22 protein-coding genes and 1 tRNA gene are annotated in these 24,459 nt (G+C 39.6%); 12 read left to right on the top strand and 11 right to left on the bottom strand.

From position 1 onward, the window contains the following. Nucleotides 1–118: 118 nt before the first annotated feature. Nucleotides 119–730, top strand: a complete 612-nt coding sequence (locus Q4533_RS14525) for a superinfection exclusion B family protein (protein ID WP_102436678.1) — start codon at nt 119–121, stop codon at nt 728–730. A gap of 95 nt (nt 731–825) precedes the next feature. Here the strand turns inward: Q4533_RS14525 and Q4533_RS14520 are convergent, their stop codons facing one another. Next, nucleotides 826–957, bottom strand: a complete 132-nt coding sequence (locus tag Q4533_RS14520; RefSeq protein WP_076540587.1) for a DUF3149 domain-containing protein — start codon at nt 955–957, stop codon at nt 826–828. Between the two features lie 440 nt (nt 958–1,397). Here Q4533_RS14520 and Q4533_RS14515 point away from each other — a divergent pair. The 3 genes from Q4533_RS14515 to Q4533_RS14505 all read left to right on the top strand — a co-directional run bounded on the left by Q4533_RS14515 (nt 1,398) and on the right by Q4533_RS14505 (nt 3,736). Continuing rightward, nucleotides 1,398–1,482: transfer RNA gene (locus tag Q4533_RS14515), tRNA-Leu, on the top strand. A 555-nt stretch (nt 1,483–2,037) separates the two neighbouring features. After that, nucleotides 2,038–2,640, top strand: coding sequence for a hypothetical protein (locus tag Q4533_RS14510; RefSeq protein WP_303503046.1), 603 nt, complete (start codon nt 2,038–2,040; stop codon nt 2,638–2,640). Next, complete coding sequence (locus tag Q4533_RS14505; protein ID WP_303503077.1) at nt 2,627–3,736, top strand: XRE family transcriptional regulator; 1,110 nt, start codon at nt 2,627–2,629, stop codon at nt 3,734–3,736. The genes Q4533_RS14510 and Q4533_RS14505 overlap by 14 nt, the downstream gene beginning before the upstream one ends. A gap of 28 nt (nt 3,737–3,764) precedes the next feature. Here the strand turns inward: Q4533_RS14505 and Q4533_RS14500 are convergent, their stop codons facing one another. The 7 genes from Q4533_RS14500 to Q4533_RS14470 form a co-directional block, all read right to left on the bottom strand. Then, on the bottom strand, nt 3,765–5,597 hold the full coding sequence (locus Q4533_RS14500; protein ID WP_303503044.1) for a hypothetical protein: 1,833 nt from the start codon (nt 5,595–5,597) through the stop codon (nt 3,765–3,767). Between the two features lie 258 nt (nt 5,598–5,855). After that, nucleotides 5,856–6,110 carry a viroplasmin family protein gene (locus tag Q4533_RS14495; RefSeq protein WP_303503042.1) on the bottom strand — a complete coding sequence of 85 codons (255 nt, stop codon included), beginning with the start codon at nt 6,108–6,110 and terminating at the stop codon, nt 5,856–5,858. Nucleotides 6,111–6,180: 70 nt separating this feature from the next. Beyond that, nucleotides 6,181–6,609, bottom strand: coding sequence for a DUF2787 family protein (locus Q4533_RS14490; protein WP_303503040.1), 429 nt, complete (start codon nt 6,607–6,609; stop codon nt 6,181–6,183). 102 nt (nt 6,610–6,711) lie between these two features. Beyond that, the gene (locus Q4533_RS14485) at nt 6,712–7,161 is read right to left on the bottom strand and encodes a DUF6641 family protein (protein WP_303503038.1); all 450 of its coding nucleotides are present in this window, start codon (nt 7,159–7,161) and stop codon (nt 6,712–6,714) included. Between the two features lie 112 nt (nt 7,162–7,273). Next, nucleotides 7,274–9,328: an ATP-binding protein gene (locus tag Q4533_RS14480; RefSeq protein ID WP_303503037.1), complete on the bottom strand. Its 2,055-nt coding sequence runs from the start codon at nt 9,326–9,328 to the stop codon at nt 7,274–7,276. After that, nucleotides 9,321–10,250 (bottom strand): site-specific integrase, encoded by a 930-nt coding sequence (locus Q4533_RS14475; protein WP_303503035.1) that lies wholly within the window; start codon nt 10,248–10,250, stop codon nt 9,321–9,323. Before Q4533_RS14475 ends, Q4533_RS14480 begins: the two co-directional genes overlap by 8 nt. A gap of 112 nt (nt 10,251–10,362) precedes the next feature. Next, nucleotides 10,363–11,046 (bottom strand): hypothetical protein, encoded by a 684-nt coding sequence (locus tag Q4533_RS14470; protein WP_303503033.1) that lies wholly within the window; start codon nt 11,044–11,046, stop codon nt 10,363–10,365. A 282-nt stretch (nt 11,047–11,328) separates the two neighbouring features. Here Q4533_RS14470 and Q4533_RS14465 point away from each other — a divergent pair, with 282 nt between their 5' ends. From Q4533_RS14465 to Q4533_RS14450, 4 genes are all read left to right on the top strand, one after another. Further along, nucleotides 11,329–12,369, top strand: a complete 1,041-nt coding sequence (locus Q4533_RS14465) for a hypothetical protein (protein WP_303503030.1) — start codon at nt 11,329–11,331, stop codon at nt 12,367–12,369. Nucleotides 12,370–12,446: 77 nt separating this feature from the next. Then, complete coding sequence (locus Q4533_RS14460; protein ID WP_303503028.1) at nt 12,447–13,640, top strand: hypothetical protein; 1,194 nt, start codon at nt 12,447–12,449, stop codon at nt 13,638–13,640. A 60-nt stretch (nt 13,641–13,700) separates the two neighbouring features. Beyond that, a complete protein-coding gene (locus Q4533_RS14455) occupies nt 13,701–14,072 on the top strand; it encodes a hypothetical protein (protein WP_303503026.1) in 372 nt (123 codons plus the stop codon). Nucleotides 14,073–14,148: 76 nt separating this feature from the next. Then, nucleotides 14,149–15,189, top strand: coding sequence for an HNH endonuclease (locus Q4533_RS14450; protein WP_303503024.1), 1,041 nt, complete (start codon nt 14,149–14,151; stop codon nt 15,187–15,189). Nucleotides 15,190–15,254: 65 nt separating this feature from the next. Here Q4533_RS14450 and Q4533_RS14445 read toward each other — a convergent pair whose 3' ends face one another. From Q4533_RS14445 to Q4533_RS14435, 3 genes are all read right to left on the bottom strand, one after another. Then, entirely contained in the window at nt 15,255–16,019 is a 765-nt protein-coding gene (locus tag Q4533_RS14445; RefSeq protein ID WP_303503021.1) for an endonuclease, read from the bottom strand. A gap of 347 nt (nt 16,020–16,366) precedes the next feature. Beyond that, complete coding sequence (locus Q4533_RS14440) at nt 16,367–16,909, bottom strand: hypothetical protein (protein ID WP_303503019.1); 543 nt, start codon at nt 16,907–16,909, stop codon at nt 16,367–16,369. A 50-nt stretch (nt 16,910–16,959) separates the two neighbouring features. Continuing rightward, the gene (locus Q4533_RS14435; protein WP_303503017.1) at nt 16,960–17,517 is read right to left on the bottom strand and encodes a hypothetical protein; all 558 of its coding nucleotides are present in this window, start codon (nt 17,515–17,517) and stop codon (nt 16,960–16,962) included. A gap of 149 nt (nt 17,518–17,666) precedes the next feature. On the opposite strand from Q4533_RS14435, the gene Q4533_RS14430 reads away from it, so the two are divergent. The 4 genes from Q4533_RS14430 to Q4533_RS14415 all read left to right on the top strand — a co-directional run bounded on the left by Q4533_RS14430 (nt 17,667) and on the right by Q4533_RS14415 (nt 24,148). After that, on the top strand, nt 17,667–19,943 hold the full coding sequence (locus tag Q4533_RS14430) for a dynamin family protein (protein WP_303503015.1): 2,277 nt from the start codon (nt 17,667–17,669) through the stop codon (nt 19,941–19,943). A gap of 159 nt (nt 19,944–20,102) precedes the next feature. Continuing rightward, complete coding sequence (locus Q4533_RS14425) at nt 20,103–20,459, top strand: hypothetical protein (protein ID WP_303503013.1); 357 nt, start codon at nt 20,103–20,105, stop codon at nt 20,457–20,459. 1,066 nt (nt 20,460–21,525) lie between these two features. Continuing rightward, the gene (locus Q4533_RS14420; protein WP_303503011.1) at nt 21,526–23,325 is read left to right on the top strand and encodes a hypothetical protein; all 1,800 of its coding nucleotides are present in this window, start codon (nt 21,526–21,528) and stop codon (nt 23,323–23,325) included. A gap of 91 nt (nt 23,326–23,416) precedes the next feature. Continuing rightward, nucleotides 23,417–24,148, top strand: coding sequence for an NYN domain-containing protein (locus tag Q4533_RS14415; RefSeq protein ID WP_303503009.1), 732 nt, complete (start codon nt 23,417–23,419; stop codon nt 24,146–24,148). Nucleotides 24,149–24,459 lie beyond the last annotated feature (311 nt).

Genomic DNA, 24,459 nt, shown 5'->3' with positions numbered 1-24,459 from the left:
TTGCTCTTCCCTCTAAATAAGTCATTGCGTTAACTGCTTTTATTCATTTCTCATTTTATTGGCATTGAAATTGCTTTACTAAGTCTAGATTCAAAAATCTGACACTGTGGATAGCATGATGATGAAAATGAAATTAAAGGCTGTAAATTTAGTGAATATCAAACGCGTTTTAGTCAGCACTATGCTGTGGTTAGTGATCGCTTGTGCGGTATTATTAGTTGCACCTCAGCACGTGCTTGAGACGCTTTCTTTGTCGGCTCTGGTGTCAGATTATGGCCATTTTATTGGCTTAGGGCTCATTGTTGGTGCCGCTTTTTTCTTAAGCCAATTATTCACCTTTGTGGTTGACGAGTCGATTGGGATTTTAAAAGAAAAACGCGCTGTTGAAACCATAGAAGCCAAAGTTAAGTTACTCGATCCCGCTGAGCGAGCGTTACTGCGAGAGTTCTTTTTACAGGGAGCGACAATTTTGGCGCTACCGCAAAACGAATTGGCAGTTAAAGGTCTAGTGGACAGTAATATTTTAGAGTTAGTGGGTAATGAGCGTCACTATGCGATTCAAGGACCGACTGCTGAGTATAAAATTTCAATGAAAGCGCGTTTGTATTTAAATCGTGAAGTATTGAGATTACCCGCAGGCGAGCCAAGTAAGGAAGAGCTTAATCACCTTATTAAAGCGCGACCACAGTTTGTAAATGGTCTAGTGCAATCTAGAAAGCATGCCGCGTAATCTAAAAATTAGGTTTAATAAACATAAAAATGGGGGCGAAAGCCCCCTAAAGAAACAAATAACAAATAACAAAAATTATAGAAGGAGGGTAGTAACTATTCCTTAGGAGCAGATTTCACAATAAACATCCACATCATGTAAGACATGATCCCCATGGTGCAGAAGATAACAATCATTGACAGCAATCCGATTGCGTTACCAAACATTAAATCTAACCAAAAAGCCATAATCATTATCCTTTCATTGTAAAACTAGCTTTAACATACTATTTTCATTTTTTAACATTTATGATCTTGATCAATAAAGTCAGTGCTTTTTAATGGGGAAGATTTATTAATGTCGATTAGCGCAAATTTACTCTACTTGAATGAGATTTAAGCTATTGAGATTGATTTGATCATTTTGCTTATGAAAGGGCTTGCCATTGTCATTGGCCTAGGTATAATTCCGTCACTCAATTGAGCCAAGCTTGATTGACTACAATATGATGCCAGCGTGATGAAATTGGTATACATGGGGGATTCAAAATTGCTCGTGCCTACATTAACAATTAGTCTAAGCTGCTGAAATTCAAGTAGTTAAAAGTCCTTTTTAGATGTTATTTGTCTTGCAAAGGCTTGCAAAGAATTATATGATTTGCAACGAAATATACAGCTACAACAGCTATGCCAGCGTGATGAAATTGGTATACATGGGGGATTCAAAATCCCCTGTCGAAAGACGTGTCGGTTCGAGTCCGACCGCTGGTACCATTTCTCTTTAAGAGAAATAATCAAACCGACATAAAGTCGGTTTTTTTGTGTCTGGCGTATAGTGAACCTTCTAATACCCCTTTCTATTTTCCATATTAAAGTACCGGAATCATTCCCTTTGCATGAGCTTTTTCCACCTATAGTGTTGGAGTGGTTTGTTAATATTTTTATTAAGTAGTGCCTAGAAGTTATAACGTTGCTTCAGTGTCAGCTCATTAGTCTACATGCTTGTATTAGAACTAATAATCTAAAATATGATGTTTAGAGTAGGAAATGTTTAGCTGCTCTATGAAAAAACTAAGTGTCTAGAAAGCTTTGGCTTACAAATGCAGGAAGCCAAAGTTGCGGTGGATGGTAGACTTGAATGTGATGAGAAGTGGCTGAATACTATTCTGGTCAAGGAACTAACAATTTAAAGGTTTAAGGCTAAAACCAGTCAGTTTACAATTTTAGGTTTATGCATACTTCGGGTTGACAAATCATGAATTAAGCATAGAATTGAGGTTGACATTTCTCAGCTAATGCATACTTTAACCCACGGTATAGGATTTATATATGGTAACAAAACAACCCTTCGAGCTTTCTGCTGACTTAACTGAAGATCGCCTTAATGTTCTTTGTGATAAGTGTCTAGATACTATTGCTGATAGCATTAAAGACTCTAGTTCAAATCATGATACCGCGTGGACAAAAGGTTGCCTACCATATGGTCGTTTACAGGGATTAATGATAGATCTCTCCTCAAATAGAGACCTTCCTTGGATTTCCTTAGCGAATAAAACTATGGACTACACCGTTCGTATTGGTAGAACTTTAGTTCAGTTTGTTATAGATGATGCATATAACCCTAAGAAAACTCATCGATTAAGTAAAAACTCTCTTGAGAATATGCAATTTAGTCTTGAGCTAGAACAACATAACAAAATTGAGGCAGTAGCTTGGAGAGTGTTCATTGGAATTGATAGGCAAGATCATCAAGTTGAACCTACGGCAACACTTGTAGGGTTTGACTTTAACCAAAATCCAGTTTGTTATTGGGATTATGAAGATAACGTTATAACACCTGTTATTTCAGAAATCACTAAAACTGTCGAAATTCCAGAGCCTCTACTGGCTCGTAAACAAAGTCGTGATAATTTAAGTGATGAAACAAAGTAGCCTTTTTACAGACATTAAGACATTGGACTACAATGGGGATAAGTTAAGAATCGCTAGGGTAGCGTCTGGGCTTTCATTAGTTGACGTTGGTAAGGAACTAGTTGTCACAAGGCAATACGCACATAAGCTTGAGAATGAGGCTATTCCTTCTGATGAGCAATTAGCACAATTAGCTAGCCTTCTAAATGTAAAGGAGGATTTTTTCTTTAGTCCAAGGAAGCGACCAATTGAAGTGGATCAATGTCACTTTAGAAGTTTAAGATCTTCTACGCAAACTCTGAAAAAAATGATCATGGCACAAGTGGAAATGTTCGATGATAATTTTTTGAGCTTACTGAATGAAGAAGTCGACTTTCCAGAAGTCAGGTTGCTTGAAGTATGTGATAAAGATATTCAAACAGTGGCTTCCATTGAAGGTGTTGCTGAACATTTCCGAAGAGAACTTGGATTAGGTCTTGGTCCAATTTCAAATGTTATTAAGCTCGCTGAATCAATTGGTTGTATCGTTGTAAACCTATCTGAAGCAGATGAACGAGTTGATGCTTTTTCTATCTATAATGGTCGCCCCATTATTGTTAGAAATACAGCTAAAACAAGTCCATGTCGATTGAGGTTTGATATTTCTCACGAAATAGGACACTTGATCATGCATAGAGGTGTTGAAACTGGATGCCGTATAACTGAAGCACAAGCTAATAATTTTGCCAGTGCCTTTTTAATGCCTCGTTCAAGCTTTAGTGCAGAATTTCCTCGAATGCGAGGCCAATACTTTAATTGGGAAGCTCTAGAGGAGTTGAAGGTTAGGTGGGGTGTCAGTTTAAAAGCGATTATCTACAGAGCTAGTAAACTTGGGCTTATTACACCAGAGAAAGCTAAAACTGGGTTTACAACTATCTCTAGAAGTGGTCAGGCAAAGGTTGAAAACGGTGATGATCGCTTGATTACGGAAGAACCACAAATGATCCAAAGAGCTATCGATATGCTAGATAGCTATACTTGGATTAAATTGATGAAACAAAGTGGCCTGAACGAATCAACCCTTATAAACCGTTATAGGTTAAAGACACCAAAACCACATTTAGTATCGGTACAGTAACGATAGAGCAGGTTATAATGCCTGCTTTTTATCTGTGAATAGCATTTTGAATTGAAGTGTTTAGTTCTATGAGTGCATCAGTTACTGAATCCAGAATGTAGTCTAAAGCGTGACCGTATCCTTCACTAACCGAAGAAATATCAAATCCTAGATTCTCTAAATGCTCCAATGATTTTCCAATCGACTCATGTGCTTCGGCATTTCTTAGGTCATTGTTTATGAATAGCGGGGCTATTTTGGCGTTTCTACTTGTGATGTTGATATCTTTAGCTGCTACATGAAGAAGTTTATGTGACTCTGATTTACTATTATGATCATCAAGAATATTGAATAGTGCTTGAAAGAGTCTTATTCCTTGGATTTTTAGTGTGTCTTCTTCTTTAGCACCTAGAGAAATTAGCACTTTACGTAAAGGGACTATTTTAAACCTGTTTATTATCTCATTGAGCGTTTTACAACGAGCTAAAAAATCTTGCTCATACATATCAAGTGGGGCGACTTGAGATAACTTCTTAATTATAGAGAAATTACTAATACCCTCATTGTTGTATTCTTGTCTATCAAATAGAACGAAATCAACAGGCCGAATTAAGGTGCCGTTGGCAACCTTTGCTAGCGTAGCCAAATTTTCTGATAAGTCTATTAAAGTTTCAAGTAATCTAAAACTCTTGCAAACTATATGCTCTTCATCTTCGGGGAAACCTTTAGCTTCTAAAGCTGAAATAGCGTGTTTGTGAACATGAAGAATTTCTTGTGATGGTACCCCTCTATAAAGCTCATAGATTGAGACTTTAAGCATGTTTCTACCAACTCTTTCGCAGTCTCGAAATGCCCACTGACCGCCATAGGAAGGGCAGCTGCTAAATGAAGTGTACCTTTTGAAAGGAGTGCATTCAAACATACTATTGCGTTCATATTTTTCTAGAAACCTATCATCAACGTAAACGTGCTCATCTTTCATGTGACAGGAGGCTCGGTCTTTAGACATTGGAGAACCATCTCCCGCCCAAACTAATGAATACTTATCAATGAAATCGCATCTTTCAGGTGATACAACAGGGACAGTTGCATGAATTTGCAACAATATTTTACTTTGATGTTCTCTTAATATTAAATCGTACCAACTGTTTGGCTTGTTACATTGGAAGTATTTGTCCTTGCCAAATAACTTTCTGATCGCTGGAGTGTCTTTAATATATGTCTCATAGTAGAAAACTCTAACTCCCCAGCAGCCGTTCATCCATAGGTATTTTCTAAGGTAGTCATTACGCATTTCCCATTTTATATCACGGCTAGAGTGAAAGTAATATTGGCTCGCGAAATCTCCATTAGCAACATCAATTATTGGCTTTGAAAGATCATCATATGTTACTTTTTGAACAGAGTTACCTTTAACTCTCGGTGATAAGCCTAAAGTCATCCATACTTTTTCTGCCAATGAGTATGAATATCGTTGGCCGTCTCCCCAAGAGGCTACTATGTAGTCGTAACCTGAGATACTAGGCTTGATACTATTTATATCCCCTTTGTTGTCACAAATTGGTTTTGAGTATGAAACAACGCCCTCACTACTTTCATTTAACTGTCCTAAATTTGATAGTTCATTTTCAGGAACACAAGCCATAATCATTTGGAGAGCTTCATGTCTGTCACCGTATTGGTCTTTTTCGAAATTGGTGGTAATTTGAACTTTCTTTGACGGAGAGGACGTAGTTTCAACTTCTAATAAGTTCCTTAATGTTTCAGGGATTTCGCTGGATGGCAATGGTAGTTGAGAGGCGTAGTTTGCATAAGTCATTGTATTTACTCTAATTAAAGTTGCTTTTAGATATTGGATGAAAGTTTTGAAAGCTCTAAACATTAGTAAGCTACTTAACTAGTGATGAACTGTGATTTTACATGTCACATATATTTATGCAAAACGATCTTTTTTAACCGTGATCCCCCTTCAAAACTACTTAAGGAGGTCACTAGAACTTGTTTATGTCAACTTTTACCGGACACTTTACTAAAGGGGGACTGGTCAGCTAATACGCTTGTTGATTCCTGGAGCTAAATATTCAGTGGGATGTACTTAGGGCAGTAACAACATTGAAACCGCCCATGGCTTTTCTATGTTCTAGCAGTTATTACCGCGTGGTGGTGGAGTTGGGCCCCAATGAAATTCAGCATTAGAATCTCGCAATGCATTGGCGTGACGGTTTAATGCATCTTGGGCTCCTTTGAGTGTGTGGAACCCCTCGCAACGGCCATGTGGATAGTTTTCGTAACTTTTTCTAGCCTTGTGAAAGCTGTCGAATATACCGGTTTCTGAACCTACAGGAACGACATAGTATGGGAAATGACTTTTTAGTTTTTGTTTAAATTTTTTCATTAAAACTTCTCCAATGATGTAGAGCAAAATTACTCTACAACTTGGATTTACAGTTTTAGAAAAAGCAGAATTAATCGCTGGCGATATTAACTTGGTAAGCCTTAACCCCAAAGCTATAAGCCAAGAAGTTTTGTTCCCACACTTGGTAGATCTCACTGGCTTGCTCGATTGGTGATACGCCCATCAGGTGCCGGAAAATACCGTTATCAAAGTCGAAGTCCAGTTCCTTGGTTAGCTCGGCCATGTAACCAACAGAAACAAAACTAAAGTCGGTGATATAGCAGATCTGCCATTGGTCGCCATGCTCCTCATTAACTTCTTTCTCTAGTCTTACTTCCACAGGGTGAAAACCGCCACGCTTGGCTGAATAGTTAGGATCTCTGAAGTTGATGGTAACGGCTGAGGCTGCCGTATGTTCGCTGATAAGATCTGCCAAGTGCAGGGCGAACATGGGGGATATTGGTAAACATAGATCTTGGTGCTTTATCTTGATAGTCATAGCGGTGTCCTTTCAGGCATTTGTGACAAAGGAGAGAAAGCGTGGCCTGAAGAATATCAGGCACCAGCTTCATTCATGGTGGTTAAGGTTAATTCGCAACTGTTACTTCTTACTCTTTTCATTCTTGGTGCCAGGCTTATTACTTTTAGTAAGTAAAGTATCAACCTCACCAGCCACAACAGCCTCGATAATGGTTTCAATGGTGTCTACTAACTTTTCTTCTTCACCTACCTCAATGGCATGCATGCCTTTTTGTAGCTCCAGCGGCTTATTACCATTGCGTACTTCTAGGTAGTAGCAGTTGTTGCGTTTGTAGAACCAAGGACTCACCTTTTTCGCTACTTTGATTTTCTTTTTCTCGCCAGTTTCATCATCTTTAACCCATTTTTCACGGTAGAAAGTGTGAGGTTCATTTTCGATTAGAGCGAGAGCCAGTATCTTTTGTTGGCCTAACTTGGTGAGTAACTTCTCTCTACGTTGAACTAGTGGATTTTTACTGCCGTCTTCAGGGCGAGCGGTGACCTTGAGTGAACTCAATAATGATGTAGTCATAGTGATTACCTTTTGTGGTTGGTTGTATTAACTAATTGAACTAGCCCTGTGGTGGACTAGATTTTGTGGCGAAATGGGTTATTGACGAAGTGGTCGATTTTACGGTTATGAGTTATTTGAAACCGATGCTTTTATGGTTAGGCTTACTGTTGTTTTCTGTGGTGATAATGGCTAAGCATTCATCGATAGTTAATTTATTTTTATTGAGTTTTAGACGGCGCTTTAAGATGGAAAAGTCACCGGGAGTCAGTAGTTTAAGTAAACTTAATGATTTCAGTATCTGAATCGATAGTATGTCTGTGCTTGTGACTCTCCTAAACAGATTCTGAGCTTGAATATCTGTTAGATAATCAAATGATAGCTTGAAGTCGAATCGACGCATGACAGCTCTATCCAAGCGCTCTGAATAATTCGTTGCTGCGAAGAATGGCTGATTAAAACATTCCATTTGCGTGAGTAGTTCGTTGACCTGTTGTATCTCCCAACTGGCATTTAAACCGCCTCTATCGAGTAGTAGGCTATCCACTTCATCAAAAAACAAAATGCTGTTGTTATCATTGGCCTCTTGGAAGATTCGGGCAATATTCTTCTCACTTTCACCAACGTATTTACCCAGTACATCTGAACATTTAATAGTGACCAGTTCTCGGTTACTTATACTTGCCAAGTATTCCACTACTGCCGTTTTACCTGTACCGGGTGGACCCACTAATAAGGTACGAATATTAGATTGCTGGTTAATTGTTTTCTCTAATTGGATAATGGTTTGATTGCCGCCTTGGAGGTTCAAGAACTCGGTTGAAAAGGGAAGTTGTGGTTTATATATATTGGTATTAATGCTGTGGCCACAAGCTTCTAGCGTACTCTTCACCATATTTTCAATATTCCGCTCAGCGTTTTTACCTGTTAATCCAATCGTGCGGCTTACGAATGAGGCATTGGTGATATTAGCGGGCACTACGTCAGGTAATGATGCCAGTTTCTGCTTAAATAATTTGGATACTCTTAGGCCTTTAAAACTATTATCCATCAGGCTTTCCATTACTCGGTTATCGGGAATGCTGACATTGAGGATATAGGTGAAACGACGAATGCAACTATGAGGAATGGTATCGATATGGTTGGTTATCCAAATCGTTGGAATGATGTTTTGCTCCATTAATTCATGCAACATATCTTTACCATAACCACGGTGTGAAAGACTTTGTTCAAAAATATCCTCACATTCATCTATCAATAACATGGTCTTTTCATCTGGTGACACAAGGCGCTTTACCAGTGTTAGGTACTGTAGTCTTAGGTTGGAGCTAAAGGCCTGCTTCTTAAACCGAGCATGTTCTTCTGATACCTCATCGCCAGCGGGTTTAATGGCAATCAGGTTAGCGTTATTTTTGTCGGCCAATACCTTTGCAAGTTCTGTTTTTCCTGTACCTGGTAACCCATATAGCAAGATGTTTATGCCATGCATGGAGTGGTTGATACTGATATCCAAGAACTGCTGCAAGGTGTCACACTCAAGGTGGTTGAAGTGGCGTAACTTGAGTTCAGACTTTGGCTTGGATTGTATAAAGGGCTCAATGAGGTTGATGTAATACTCGACCTTTTTACCGAGTAATAGACTGGTGATAGCCTGTGGCAGGTTCATAAAATCAATGAGCGAACTATCAAAGAACTGGTCAAATAGCCCTGTGGTGGTTAATGACTTTAATACTTCAATGAGTTTGGCTTCAGGTATATCGAGCATATAGGCAAACATGGCATTGGCGTAATTATCTTCTGGTAAAACCTTATTGATGAAATCATATAGGCCACGATTAACATTCATTACCGCAATAAACTTAATCACTTTCCAACTGTCACTTGGCAACCCCAATCCTTGGGATAATAACTGACAATTGTGGTTTAGGTTTTCAGAATCGGCTTGAATGCCTTGCTTCTTCAGGTGGTTTTTTAGTGACGTCTTTTTATTCGTTGAACCTAGTTTAAAACCTTTACCACAAACGACCTTAATGATGCGGCTATTGATATCATGAAGGTCGGTATCATCAATATATCCTGAGGTAATGGCTTGGTAAGCATAGGTCGTGGCGCAACCTTGGTGAGACAGTATTGGCGTGACTTCTACTACCATATTATCTGTGGGGATAGGCGCATGGAGTCTAGTCATGGTTTTCTCCATTCAATGGGTCATCGAGTTGATAGTTAAGCAGGTCAATAGCCTCCTTCATTACTGACTCATCACGTTTGTCATAGATTTGGGTTGTGGTGACATTGGCATGGCCAGCAAGTTTACTGGCAGTACTTAAATCAACACTTTGGTTGAGCAGTTCGGTGATAAATGTGCGGCGTAAATCATGCGGTGAAATGGTGATACCAGTAGCGGCTAACGTTCTGGCTTTTACAATCTGGTACAAGGCGGCACTACTGAGGCCTCGGTCAGGTTTAATCACATTGTTCCAGATGGGATTAAACAGACTTCCTGCTTGGTGGCTTCTCACGTTTAACCAGTTAGTGATATAGGTTAATGCCCACTTTGGTATGGGTTGTTTACGTGGTTTTTTACCTTTACCAGACTTAACCGTTAGAGTGTGTTTGTCGAGTTGAATGTCACTGACTGTAAGGTTGGCTAATTCAAAACGCCTTAGGCCAGTACTTAAGAAAATGGCTAAGATGCAGCAATCACGTTTACCTATATACCGTTTGTCTAGGTAGCAGGTGTTAATTAACTGGCCAACACTGCAAGATGATAACGCTTTGCCTTTGGTACTTGGATTAATCGCTAATCGTTTAATGGCTTGTACCTGACGCCATTGCATATCGTCTACCACTCCCATAAGGAAGCCAGTTTTAACAATGGCCTTTAGTGCGAACAGCACCAAGTTAATCGTTCGAGGTGATTTTCCTTCATCAAGTTTGTGGCGTTTTATGTATTCAATTTGTGCGTAGTTCAGAGTGTGAAATGGCTGGTCTTCCACTTCACCTTTCCATTTTAAAAGTTTTCTTACAGTACCTAATTGACTGCGCAGTGGTCTTCGGCCACTGGGCGCAAGGCGTGACAAAAACAACGCCGTTGGAGTTTGATTATTCATAAAGGAGAGCCTAGATAGAACACGAAGAACTTCGTGCTGATAAGTCCATTATATCAGGCTGTTAAGAGTGGTTTTAGTGGTGCTTTCGGACGGTTGGTTTTCGTGAAACCAATTAGGTGAGCTTAGTTGCATTAATATTGAATAGATCTAGCGCCCCTATTTCACGGTAACGTACCCTAACCGGAAGTGGACTGAATGCTGAGATTTTACGTTTTGGTTTATTGGTTACATGATAATAGAATGGTTTTTCTATCATGCCCTTGTAGAGTCTGATATGCCTCCAAGGCGTTCTATTTTTGCTTTTTGGATAATTAGGAGGAGGCGAGAGTGTTAGGTATTTGAAATCATGAAGCTCTTTTAGTGTCTTAATAAGATTTGATGAACTTATATGAATACTTGACTCGACAAGTAAAGTTACAAGGTTTGGTAAAGGCATAGGAAACCCAGTAATGGAGCCTGCATAATTCACATAAAACTCATTATCGCTATACTCTTCATGCTCATTGACTAATGTTTGACTCGCAGGATCGGTTGTCATAAACACCTCTCCAGTTTCATAATCGAAAGACCGATCAGAATCTTCAGAAAGAAAATAGTTATAAAAAAAGATGGCAATTCGAATTGCCATCTTAGATAGATGCGCATTTCCGGCAACATTATTCAAAAATAACTCAACTCCATATGTATGCTCATCTTTGAACTCAAAACTTTTGTCTCTCAATGCCGTTTCTAGTAAGGGCCTGGCTACTTTATCTAAAGTTGCAATAAGTGGGTTTTCTTCTGTGCCAATTTTCATAGATATCCATTAGGCGTGAGTTTCACTGTTAATTACTTTGTAAGGCTCTTGTAAAGCCCGAGAGAGTAAGGCTTCACAAATAATCGCTTTAGAAATACTAGACGATGGTGAGGGTAATGTGAAGAGGTGGATGTATTTTGTTTATTTTTTAGTGTGTTAGGTGAGTATTCTGTGTTTGCTTTGTATGGATTTTTCCGGCTGCTATACCGTGATTATTGTAGGGTTTTCTTTAGAATTGTAGTTGTTTTCAGGAGACATACTGGCAATTAATAGAGGATTACAATGATAAAAAATACGAATGTTATGCAAACTAAAAAGAAGGTTAAACCAGTAAGAAAGAAGGTTAAACCAATAAGAAAGAAGGTTAAACCAATAAGAAATATTACCAGTCCAAAAGCCAAACTGCAACGTCGTGGCTTCGGTAATATTTCCCCATCAACTGATAATGATTTTGATGACTATACCAATGAGGGAGGATATGAAACAGCCGATGAACAGGCTCTGGTTATGACTAAAGCCAGTATTGAATATGGTGAGCTTATATTTGCAAAGGAACCTAAAAGCACACAGTTAGGCTCAATGCTTTATGGCCTTGTGAATTTAGAGAATACTACTGAATATTTATCAGATAAAAGAGTTTCAGAGTGGGGTCAGGTTTGTAATGAAGCCTCAAAGTTTATACGTGTCGTTATATATATGTCGATTGAGCTTGATCTACCTAAAACAATGGGGTTAACACAAGGCGCATACTTTGAAAAGTACTTTAATCTTGCCGACTATCAAGTGTCAAAGGCTCTTAGAAATGTACAAACTTTAGTATTTCTAAAGCATGGGGTGACTTCTATTTATGAGCTAGAGGATCGACAATGTTTGAGTGATATCGGTGATGAAAATGACCATGTTCTCAATAGCTATTCAACTATTCGTGCTGATCATGGTGACCTCCACCTTCTAAAGGTTCATGAAGAGTGTAATCAAATCGTTGCTGATGAAAACTCTACTAAGAAAGTGACAGGGAAATTGATTCAAGAAGTTCATAAAGCACTTCTTCAAAATGGAGCTCTTAGTCAAACTATTGAAAGTGGTGCTATTGAAGAGTATGAGCGTGTGGAACCTGCATTAAATTTAACGGAAATAGAGGTTGTTAAGAGAAATACAGTTCATGGGGTTGACTTAGATGCTGATTTGGAAAAATTCATTGATTACTGTGAAAAAATCCAATCTATTTCAAAGTGTCTTGTTGAGCATCGCCCTGAGAGCGTTAGTGAAATGAAAAAGCAGGTAAGCCTGTTAGTAGAAACTTTTGGAGACCTTGATACCTAGTGTTTTAAAAGGGCGATGCTAAGCGCCCTTTACTCTAGATTTGATACTTGCAAATTTGCAACTAAAGAGGCCAAATAATGAAAATTCTACTAGCCGATGCAGCTAAATCTGACTATAACATCACTGTCATTGATCATGCTAAGCATACAATGGCTAATATCACACTTGATGATCTAATTAGCATCCATAAGTCTAATCTGAGTAATTTTGACAGCGTACTTATGTCAGAAGCTGCCCATGATACGTTAAGCAGCTACAAAGAATATAAGCCCGCAAAGTCTACGGTAGTAGTAACTAGAGCGACTTCTGCACCGTATCAAGATCTTGTTCTAAATTATTCAGACTACAGCTCGTTGTCTTGCAAATTGGCAAGTCCTGAAATCTTTGCTGATTTGTTTTTAGATAAACTTGAAATAACTATTCCACTAACTCGATCTGAAAGTAAGCGTTTGCATTCGATATTGATTGAGGAAGAGATGCGCTTATTCAGGGTTAAACAATATTCACACCCAAATGCGAAGGGGGTGAAATTCAATAAATCATTTTCAATTGAGGCTAAGCAATTCGGTAGTCTACAGCTCCTTATTAAGCCAATTTCAAAAAAGATAAAGGAATTAAAAGTCAGCTATAACCCATCTAATTACCAAGAGAAGGACTTAAGAGTACTTGTTAAAAAGCTCAAGAAGTTGTGCGGAAGACACTTTAAAAATCGAATACTGAAATCAAATGTAACTAGAGTCGATGTTACGTTCGACAGTGATGGTTACTTAGTTGGTGACGCCACCATTAGTCTTGATAAAAGCTCATTCTATAAAGCCTTTGTAAGGGCTAATGGAGTTGTAGAAACTAAGGTTGTTGGAGCTAATAAGTCACGTAGAGTTCAGGTTTACAATAAAACTGCTGAGCAGGTTAAGCGTGGAGTGGATGGTAATAAAGTATGTACTAGATTGGAAATGACAATTAGGCCATATAACGTTAAATCCCTCAAAGGTCTTAAGTTGAAAGATATTGAGCAGGTAGAAGATCTTTATACTGGCTTACTTACCTATGACTCTAATAAGTTAAGTGAGCTATTAGGTGAAAGCAGCGGGGACTGGCAGATTGTTCAATACTTTGGTGTAGCAGCGCTTAGACGCAATAAAAATAATACAGATAGAGTAAAGCTAGCCAAGATTTTAAAGCAATGCGAATTAGGTGTTGATGGAATTATGATTAATAAAATTGTCAGAGATAAGTTGTGCGAAATAAGAGCGAAATTTCTTGCTTTATGACTGATTAGCCGAAGAAAAATAGAAGTTAGATAACTAATATAGTAGATAAAGGAATTGATGATGAAGGCCGATATTGCGTTAGAAACACTGAAGTTTATTGCCCATGGAGTGCACCCATTCTCAAGACAAAAAATGAGAAAAGATCATTTTTTTAATGAGCCGGAAGTCCTTGAGGCTGTAAACATTTGCATAAATTTAGTCGCACAAAATCTGAGTAAGAAGACATATTTAACACAGCAAGATAAAATGTTGATAAATATAGTCAATGGCAAAGCAAGAAACCATGGTTTTCCTTGGTCAAATGTGGATACTAAAAAATTAATTAGTGAATACATCGCTGGGCGTGCAGCCTCTACTCTGTCTAGAGAGCTTGGTCGTTCAAGAGGAGCGATAGTTAGCCATTTAGAGTTGAAAGGAGTGACAATACGATAGTAAGTTGTAAGTCGGTAGTGATCTAAGTGTACTACCGACTTACTGGTAATCGTTATTAACATGGTTTAGGAATATAATGAGTGTAGAAACAGCCAAACAGTATGTATTAGATAGAGTCTTACTACCCGCCATTGCATCAAATCATGTTGCGCAGAAGGTTAAGGATGTGACTAAAAGCCAAGTTCCTTGGATAGAAAGCTTTAAGAAAGTTGGCGATATTTACCAGTATCTTTTAAGTACTACGAAAACCAGGGACAGTAGCGTTGATCAGTTAGACGCTGCAGGGCTAGAGACTTATGAAAGCATCCTACCTAGTTTTGAAAAAAAGTTTAAAGATGAGTTGGGGGAGATTTCACAGTTTGGCGATTTTAAACTAGATCAAGAGTATTACGCCCGAGATATTCTTTCTGTTGTTCGACAGTACGATACCCGAAGCGGTGGTATTCAGCTACACAAGGTCGATGGTGAATTAAAGGCGATTGCGATAAAAGTCACCTTGAAAGGTGGTAAATACGAAAATGAATGGCTGATTAAAGGGACATTGCTTAAGTATTATATGAAGAGTATTGGGGATACTTTCAGAGAGTCCTATGAAGATAATAAATCAATAATTAACTCTGGTCACATCCCAATTTATACCTTTGTCCGCACCAAAAAAACAGATAATAAGTTTACTTTTAAAGGTGCTTTCAGGTATTTAAACCATTTCGATGAGAATGATAAAAAGTGGTTTCAATTAGGTGAAATAAACTCAACACACATTAGCTCCCTTCAAGAGATAAATGCTGAGTTGAATTTACAAGCAGAGATATCATCGAATGACCTATCTGAAAAACGGAGGAAAAGATTAAGTAAAGCCCCTAAAAAGCCAAAGACTAGAGTTGTCAGAACTGTTATCTATGAGCGTAATCCAGATGTTGTAGCTGAGGTCTTAGAACAAGCTAAAGGTGTGTGCGGAGCTTGTTTTGAAGATGCTCCATTTGTAAGGAAATCAAATGCAAAACCATATCTAGAGGTCCATCATATAGTTAGGTTGGCCGACGGTGGCGATGATACAGTAGATAACGCAATTGCATTATGCCCTAACTGCCATAGAAAGAAGCACTATGGCAGTTAGGGCTCTGGGAATCTAGGCTGTATATAGATATACAGTGATAAAGCGTGTGGTCTAAAAAATTTGAGTCAGTAAATGATTTTTTCACTAAGGTTTTGACATCGGCTTTGTACTACTAGATTACTATTTTTCTGGATAGCGGCAATTCTTTTGGCTCGTGTGCACTCCCACTTTGAAACTGGAAACTGCTTGTCCCATGCGGTCATTAATTGCTTCTGTTGTTTGCTCAGAGCATACCTCGGGTAGGTGCTATCCATATAAAGATAAGTACGAGCAATTCGGCCTCTAGCAGCAATGGGAGGCTCGGCTTTTCTATTGTCTATTTTCATTTGGCAGCTTCCAAAGCTAGACGGTGAACTTGGTAGCATCGTAAAATTGTAATTGCTGCGTAAAGCATTAACTGCCCCGATAGCTGGGTAAAGGTTATACATATCAGCTTGCATGTAACGATACTCGGTATTTACTTTTTTAGCACACCTCAGTCCTTTGAATGACTTCCCTTTGCTATCAACACAGCTTGAGTGTCCATCACGCCACTCTTTAAATGACCTGCCGAAGTTTTCTGCGGGAACAACATGCTCCCATTCCACTTTCTTAGAGCGCTTTATATACTTAGCGGTTTCAAACCCGGGGGGAGGAATGACTTTTTTCTTCTCAGTAAATTCAGCTCCGCAGTAAATGGTCTCTCGATGATTATTATAAATACTACTTTCAAGTGACTTCTTTGCCTTATTGAATGACTGGTTTGTGGTATTTGGCTCGTTACCGTTAGCCGCAGTCTGAGTGGTAAGAAGGAAAGGGAGTAATATGGTTGATAGGTAAGTAAGGCGCATGAAGTCGTCTGCGGGGAAGTCATCCTTATATCATGACTGGTTTTCAATGTTTCCTCAACAAAGTGTTTAGCCTATCGCACTGATATAAGGTGCAGACGGCAGGCTGTTCTTAGCCTGAATTAGTGTCAACTTATTAGGGGAGGCAAGTTAATGAGTGACGCGCCTTTGTGATATGACTTTTAATAGTTCAGTTTGTAGTGCCACTCATAAAGGGGGATAAAATGAGAAAGGAATGCATGAACTGTGGATAAGTTACTGACGATAAGTTTGAGAGTGTTTAATAATATTTGAACACTGTGCATAGCAAGCTGACTTAATGGCAATTATCATGGTTCTGCTTATTGTGGTTAATTATGTAATTGGTTCAACTGATCGAGGAAGGTGTCATCATCCTGGACATATTGCTCGTTATGGGAAATCCCACATTCAGCACCGTAGTTTTCATCTGCATTTTTTAGCGTCTTGGCCACCAACTCTTTTGTCGAGGGAAGGGCAATATGTATCGTCCCACCTTTGAGCTGACGTTTCTTGGCACCAGCAAAGCAGCTGTTAACTATAAGAATCACATTTTCAGCTTTTTTCAAACTGTCGTTCGTTATCGTAAGCTTATCGTCGTATACCTTTACCTTGAACCCACTTGGCTTACTCCTGTTTAACTTCCGCTTCAACTCGGCTGCAGTTTTCTGCCGGTGATCCGCTATGGCTTTTTTGATGAGATTAGACCGAGTATTTTTTCTGTGATTTTTAGCTGTCTTAATACGCTGTTGCCTTTCGCTATCGTCATAGCTGGTGGATGAACCACTGGAGTCGGAATTAGAATCGTCCATGATTGCATCATAAACCTTCTTGGCAAGCCAAGCTGCACCTAAGATAGGTATCATCTGAAACATAATTAACCTTCAATATCTTTCGAAATAGTTATATTGATCAGTACGGCAAGTCACATTGCATTACTGGACTGGGTAGAGTGTTTCGGTAACAAGCGGCTGATACTTTTCAAGTACGCATCATCAGCCTGGTTGTACTCATTGTCGTAGTTGAACCCGCACAACTCGCCATATTGGTCGTTGGCTTTAGCCAATGCTTTCTTTACAACATCGTCAATGGGTGTCATCTCAATTTCAATCATGTCACCGGTTGCTGATTGGTTTATCTGGACATCAAACTTGCTAGCCAGCATATCCATAGCTGCTTGTATGTACCCGACCCCGTTGAAGTCAACCACCAGCTTACCGAGCTGAAATTCGCAGGTTACATCGGAAAATCTTGGGAAATCTGTCTGCAGTGAATCCAAGAGCTCAGCGCGTAACTTCTGCCGGTTAGCCACTAAAATATTGCGGATCATCTTCTTGCGAGCTTTTGTACGACTTCCCTTGGAAGAAGCTAAGCGTTTTTTATCGGATGGCTCTGGTGAATGATTGTCATCATTAGATTTGAGCAGCTTTTTAGCTAATTCCCACAAAGGGTTATACGTGGGTTTGGGCATGAACCAGGACATGTGCGTTGACCTTGGGATTGAATTTTGTTTGGTCAATCTAACACAAATGTAGAACTGTGCAATGGTTTAAGACATTTTTGACTAAGACTGTTGCACGTTTCTGAGTTCGGTGTCATAGTTAAAATCAATTACGGCCATGAGTAATCAATATGAACCTAAAACAACTATCTGAAAAGCTGTCTAATTTCCTCATTAAGAAAAGAGAAATTGATGCGAAGCTTACGCAGGCTGATGTAGCAACACGTTCTGATGCTTTTGGCATAAAAGGTATTTTAGACCAGCGGATAGTTTCCAGAATTGAGAAGCAGCCGCTTAAAGCAAGCGCCATCAACATCGCCGCTTATATGGCAGCGATAGGCTGTGATCCGAAAGAGTATTTCGACCACTTAACCGAACTAACATTCTCAGAGAGCATTAAATCTATGGACATGATTAACTCGAACACAAGATCAGCGATTACGACAGTTATCCAATCTGCATTAGGGCAAGTAATACAGGCTCAAGGAGTTCTGGTTTCAAACCCACACCCGTACATTAAAAGCCTGAAACTTGAGGAACGTCTGTTCACCGCGACCGAAGCTTTAAAAGGCCTAGACCGTAAACCAGTAATCGGCTTCTTTGGACATTATGACTCAGGTAAGTCAACGCTGATTAACACGATTGTAGCGAAAGAGTTACTGCCTTACGGCTATCAACCAGCCACCAGTATCGTGAACCTGCTAATGCATGAGACTGACCGTCCTAAATCTCTAAAAGGTGCGGTTTCACTATTCAAAAAAGGCTTTATGCCACACATGATCCATGATGAATCTCTGGTTAAAGAGTTTCTGATTGAAGATGGCGATACAAGCATCTTGGATCGCCTCGGGATCCATGACTACGACTCAACGATGCCGAATGACGCCTATATCTCAATTGTGTTCTCAGAGGCTAAGATTTTAGAACGTGCATGGTTGATGGACACTCCTGGGCACCTGAATGAAGAAGAGTCAGGCGATTCAGAGAAGGCTAAGACAGGCGCCGAATTGGTGGACGGTGTTGTATTCCTGTCTCAAGCTACCGGCTTTCTTGATAATGCTCAACTGTACTTCGGCACTGACATCATTCGTCAGCGCCCACCAGTAGAAAAAGAGAAACCACTCGAGCATTTGCTGTTTGTTCAGTCTCATTGCCATGACGCCATTCCCGCATCAGTTGCGAAAGACCTTGGGGTTAAGGCATTCAAGCGCACACGTAAAATCTTTGATGAGACAGTATTCAAGCACTGGGTGGCAGAAGGCTTTATCAGCAAAGCACCAGATGCAGCAGATCTTGCTTCACGCTTGCAACCTTTCTGGCGAGAAAACGATGAATTCCGCAATGGCTTGATGGTCCGCCTCAATGAGATGGTGGACTATCTGACAGAACACCACACTCAGATTGTCGAAAAAGACGTCCAACGCATTAACAAGGAAATTATTCGCGCACTGGCTGCAGCGGTTAGTAACCTGGAAGCCAAAAAAGCCAATGTAGAAAAGCGTGTTGAAGAGGTACAAAAGCAGGATGCCCGATTTCGTGAGGAAGTTGTTGAGCTTGTAAGCGGCTTCGAAGCTCATATTACATCTTGCCAAACCCGCAAACAGGAAGATTTGAGCACAATGAAATTATTCCTTGAAGCAAAAACCAATGTCGATAGTTTGGCTGACTTGATTGAAGAGTCATACGACAGCAAGAAAGAGGCGCAAGCTGAGGTTGGTAACTACATTGGGCAAATGCTTTCTTCCAAGGTTGAGAGCACACTTAAAACGAGTGGTAAGGTCTTCTCCAACGAACTAGACGTCTTGCTTGACCGCTGGCAGAAAATCGCACCTTCGTTTAAGACTGAAGCTGGTAAGCGGGGTGACATGGACGGGTTAGATTTGGACCTGTCGGGCTTCAATTCCCGTGCGGCGTTCATCGGCGGTCTATCCAGCATTGGCAGCTTGGGGGCAATGTCATTATATGTTTCGACCATCGCAAGTAACTTGGGCGCATATCTCCTGGTTGGTAAGGCTGCAGGCGTTCTGACAAGCTTAGGTTTGGCTGGTAGCGTAACCAGCGTTACCTCCTTCGTGGCGGCGATCGGTGGGCCTATCACTATTGGTATCGCAATTGCCGCTGCTATAGGTTACGCGATTTATCGTATTGCTGGTGGTTCTTGGCAGAAGGGGTTGGCCAAGAAAGTTAAAGCTGCACTCGACAAAGATGATGTTTGGTCGAAGCTGGAAAGCCCTGTTTCTGAATTCTGGGATAATACCGTCAAGGCGACCAAAGCGGGTCTTGATGAACTGAAATCAGAGACAGATAAGCACATCGAGCAAATGAAGGAAGAAGCTAAAACTGAGTTCGATGCGGCAGAACTGGATAAGTGTGTTGATGTCATCGTCAAAATGAAGGCTACGTTCTAACGGCAATAAGATAGGCAAAGCCCGGGCAATTATGCTCGAGGTCCGTCGACTGGCCTGACATCTGGTCGACTTTGTAGCTGAGAGTTATTTGCGTTAAGTGACTAGCTCTTTAATCATGTAAAAGCAAAAACTAATTTTTCTTGATAAACAGGTGGATATATGGGTTTTTTTGATAGTTTAGGTGATTTTATTTCGGATGGTATTGATGCAGTTATCGATAATCCAATCAAATCAATCGTAGTTGTCGCAGCAACAGTTGCAACAGGTGGAGCAGCACTTGCAGTAGCTCCAGCAATAGGAGCTGCCGCAAGTGCGGCTGGGTTAGGAGCTGCAGCCGGAACATTAAGTGGGGCTGCTGCTAGCTCAGCAGGTTTAGCAGCATTAGGTGGTGGCAGTTTAGCCGCCGGTGGAGCTGGAGTGGCGGGAGGAACAGCTTTAGTTACAGCTACTGGAGCGGTTGCGGGAGCTGCAACTTCTGGTGCTGTCATTGCGGCTACAAATAAAAATTCTGATTAGGAACAATTGGCCCCCCAAACCCAAAGCTGTGATTTATTCTCTCACGGCTTTTCTTGGTTCTGTTGCGACCCAGTGTAGTATCACTTCGACAACTCCTAATTTGACGTACTTTTCTTCATGCGAGAATTGAATGGATTCAGGAGGTAGAGCAACACTGGAGCTTCTTGCTGAGGGCGGTTCTTTCAGTGAATACAATTCCGCCTTCTCCATTTACTAGGATACTTATCGTAATGTAAACCGCAGTTTTTTGTGTTTAAGCTCTAAGCCGTTTCTGCCCAAAGTGAGTTTCGTTATTCAAAAGGTAAGTAGGACGAGTAAAGCTTTGTCTATAGAAAACCTAATCTGAAAGGTGGGTTATGCTCAACCTAAAAGTTATGCCTGTCCCGACTTTTTCCTCATTGTTACCTCTAATTACACGCAATTATCTAACTCATGCATAATTACACGCAAGACAGGTAAATATGTGTAATTTGATTTACGGGTTTATTCCTATTCAATTAATTATTGTCTGAAGGCGAAAGTGACAAATGATATTCTCACTAACACTTCCTTTGTAGTGGTTTAGCAAAACAGGCCACTACTTTGTAGTCAATTGGTGTGTTTGGCATAGAATAAGTTATCAGAAAATTCAGCTGCACTAGTTCATCGTAACTCAGTATTCTCCAAAAACGTGTTTAGGTAGAAGCTTTGACTGTAGTTGCCGCATGTTAGCTAAAGCCAACTTAACGGTAACAGTAATTATCATGGTGTTGATTCACTCCCCAAATTTCATACTGTAGTGACATAGTGGTTTGGCCACCTAGCTAGGGGGATATCATCACCTCATGAAATTTTACTCAGATTTTTTATATTTGGGTAAGATAATGTTTGACGAACGGTATATTGATCAAGTAGATTAAAAAACCTAGGGCTAGAGCTTACCTGCGGTTTGTAATGTACTTCTTACAAAACAAAACTCTATATCAATGTCCATAACCTTCGCGATATTCATTGATTGAAACCTTTTTTATTAGCCAGAAGTGCACCAAGAAATTGGGGCTAATCATCTATTAATAGGTTTTAAAAAATGCAAAAAAATAATACTCCAGTAACTCTACTCCCTCTTGATAAGTTTCACATTATTCCTTTGGATGGCTTAGCACCAGAAAGCTTAAAGCGTTCATCAAAAAAGGCAATGCATGATAGAGAAACAATCCCTCATACAACCAAACTCAATGCTATTTCGAAGAAGCTAGGGTTTCTGGGTGGCTTTGCTTTTTATGAGCAAGAATACAAGGATAAGCTTCTGCCATTTATGGTAAGAAATAACCTCAATAAGCGAGTGAATTTGCTGGAACATAGTATAGCTGGTCACTATAACCCTTGCAGACCATTCACTCACCAGCAGGTTTCCGAGCGTCTTTTCTTCACAGACCACAAGCTACCTCAGAGATTATTTACTGGTCACGACTTTGATTTTGCGAGTATTTTTGACTGGCATAACATGGATATCCCAGGGCTTGTGAGTAGAGATGAGGATTGGTATCAAGTTATTAGAAGGAATGATCATGTTAACCATATGGTTAATAAAAACTTTCCTTTTGAAGAGCTACCTAAAAAACAACAAGAGTTTTTGAATCTAGATATATTCACTGAACTTAAACCAATCATTGGTGGGGAAAGGAGAACTGTTAGGGTTATTGATTTAATTCTTTTACAAAATAGGCTTGAGTTTAATGTAACGGCAGCTTATCACTTGTTAGGGAACAACCTCACAGATCTCACCGATGATTTCCCGGAAGTGGAGCTATATAACTCTGGGGATGATGAAGGGTTTAAACATGACTCTGAAAAAGCACTGTATATAAAAAGTTTGCTTAACCTTTTGTTTAAGATGGGAAAAGAGGGTTGGGTTGACGTAATCCCGTTTAATGAAAACCTGATTTTTCTTTCTGATGGGCAAGGAGGTTATGACTTTATAATTAAAAACCAAAGGGATCATAAATTTGACCATCAGATTTATGGTGAATACCTTAAGCGTTCTGATATACCTAGTTGCATTGAGACATACCGATTCAAACGATGGTATTACTTTGAGTACCAAGGTAATAGAAATCTAGATTCGCATCAGTCTGAAAAATTGTTTTATGGGAATGGAAATACGATTGCTGATTATTCAAGTTCAGAAGTGATTCTTAGACAGTTTTATGAAAATAAAGGTATTTACAAGCCTCAATCAAGAAGTTCCAGCAATATGCTTAAAGGTTTTAAACAAGTTGCTGTGGGTGACAAAAAATTGATGGTATCGGAACTAAGAACAATTGATGAACTATATTACTTTTTAGCAAACAATAAGGGCTACGCAGATTCAAGAAAAGGAGATGCGATTAAACCTGTAAATAGTGATGAGGACACATCCTTACCTGCATCACTCTCTTTTTACGATGTTTTGGCTTATATAAACTGGCAGGAAAAAGAAACGGGAGTTCCTCTGCGTTTACTTGGGTTAGACGAATACTTAGAACTTAGAAAAGAAGGTCACTCAAGGACACCTAATTACAATGAAGAATTTCGTTTACGTTTCTATGATTTGAAGGGGAACCTTTATAAGTCATATCCTCCATATATGAATCCCAAAAATTTTGATGCTTTGCCAGTTAAATATCCAAGAGATCTTGTTAACTTCCAATGCAAAGAGCTTAGCTTTGTCGACTCTGATTCATTTGCTGAATGGTTACTAGAAGGCACTTCAATTCGCTCGGCTAGCTTAACTTCTTTTTATGGTGATAAACATATTCTTCGCTCTTCAGGTCCTCGATACAGTACTGGAAAATATAAGTACCTAAAAACAGGGTTTAGACTGTGTTATGAGTTAACTCATCATTAAGGGAAGAAAGGCAACAGTTTTGTTGCCTTATTTTCAAAATGAGTGCTCAGCTTTCTTGTCGTAAAATGTAATATTTATTTAAGTGAGTCTTATGAAAGATAAAGAAAAAATAGCTCTTTTTATCGATGCTGACAATGCACCAGCTGCCAAAATTGATGTGATCTTGTCAGAGCTGGCAAAGTACGGTGTAGTGAACATACGCAAGGCTTATGGTAACTGGAAGAGCCCTAATATCAAGCCTTGGGAAGATGTATTGCATGAATATGCTATACAGCCAATCCAGCAGTTCGATCTAACCAAAGGTAAGAATGCCACTGATATAGCACTGGTCATCGATGCTATGGATATTCTCTATACTAAAGACGTCGATATCATTTGCCTTGTGTCATCTGATTGTGACTTTACTCCCTTAGTAACTAGAGCACTTGCTGACGGCAAATTCTTGATTGGGTTTGGTGAACGTAAGGCACCAAGTGCATTCGTAAACAGCTGTTCCCGTTTCCTATATCTAGACGAATACGAACAAAGTGTTGAAGGGCTACCTAAGTTTGATAAAAGCCTGAACAAGGATAATAAGCTTATTAGTCTTTTAAGGCAGGCGATTGAGGCTGTTGAAGAAGATGATGGGTGGGCTATGCTCGGTCCAATTGGTTCACAGATCTCTAACCAAGCATCTTTTGATCAGCGAAACTATGGATTTAAAAAATTAAGTGATCTCTTTGGTGCTATTGATTTGTTCGAAACTAAAGTCACGAACAACACAGTGATTTGGGTTCGTGATATTAAGAGGGCTAAGCAGCAAGCTAAGAGACTGTCATCATGAGACTTCATGATAATCATTATGCTTGTACTTGATCGCGATATAGTGGCATTTGCCTAAGATCCTTTGGTTCACCTGATTGAGCCTAATTTACGCCTATTGTGAAGTGGCTGTAACTTACGGTTATCGTAAAGTTGAGCCACTTCAAGTCGAAAAATGTGCGCTTTGCCAATGGTTTGCCAATTTAACGATAATAATCATTATCGTGAAGTTGGGTATTTTAAAATTTCTATTTTGTCGAGGGTGTAACAGATTCTGTGTAACTGCAATTTAGTTAATATGCTTCACAATTCTGTCTTCGAACTCAATAATAA

It is taken from the genome of Shewanella sp. 6_MG-2023, assembly GCF_030547195.1.
Taxonomy (GTDB): domain Bacteria; phylum Pseudomonadota; class Gammaproteobacteria; order Enterobacterales; family Shewanellaceae; genus Shewanella.
Note: the sequence above shows the minus strand (reverse complement) of the source record. Positions and strands in the feature narration are given on the sequence as shown.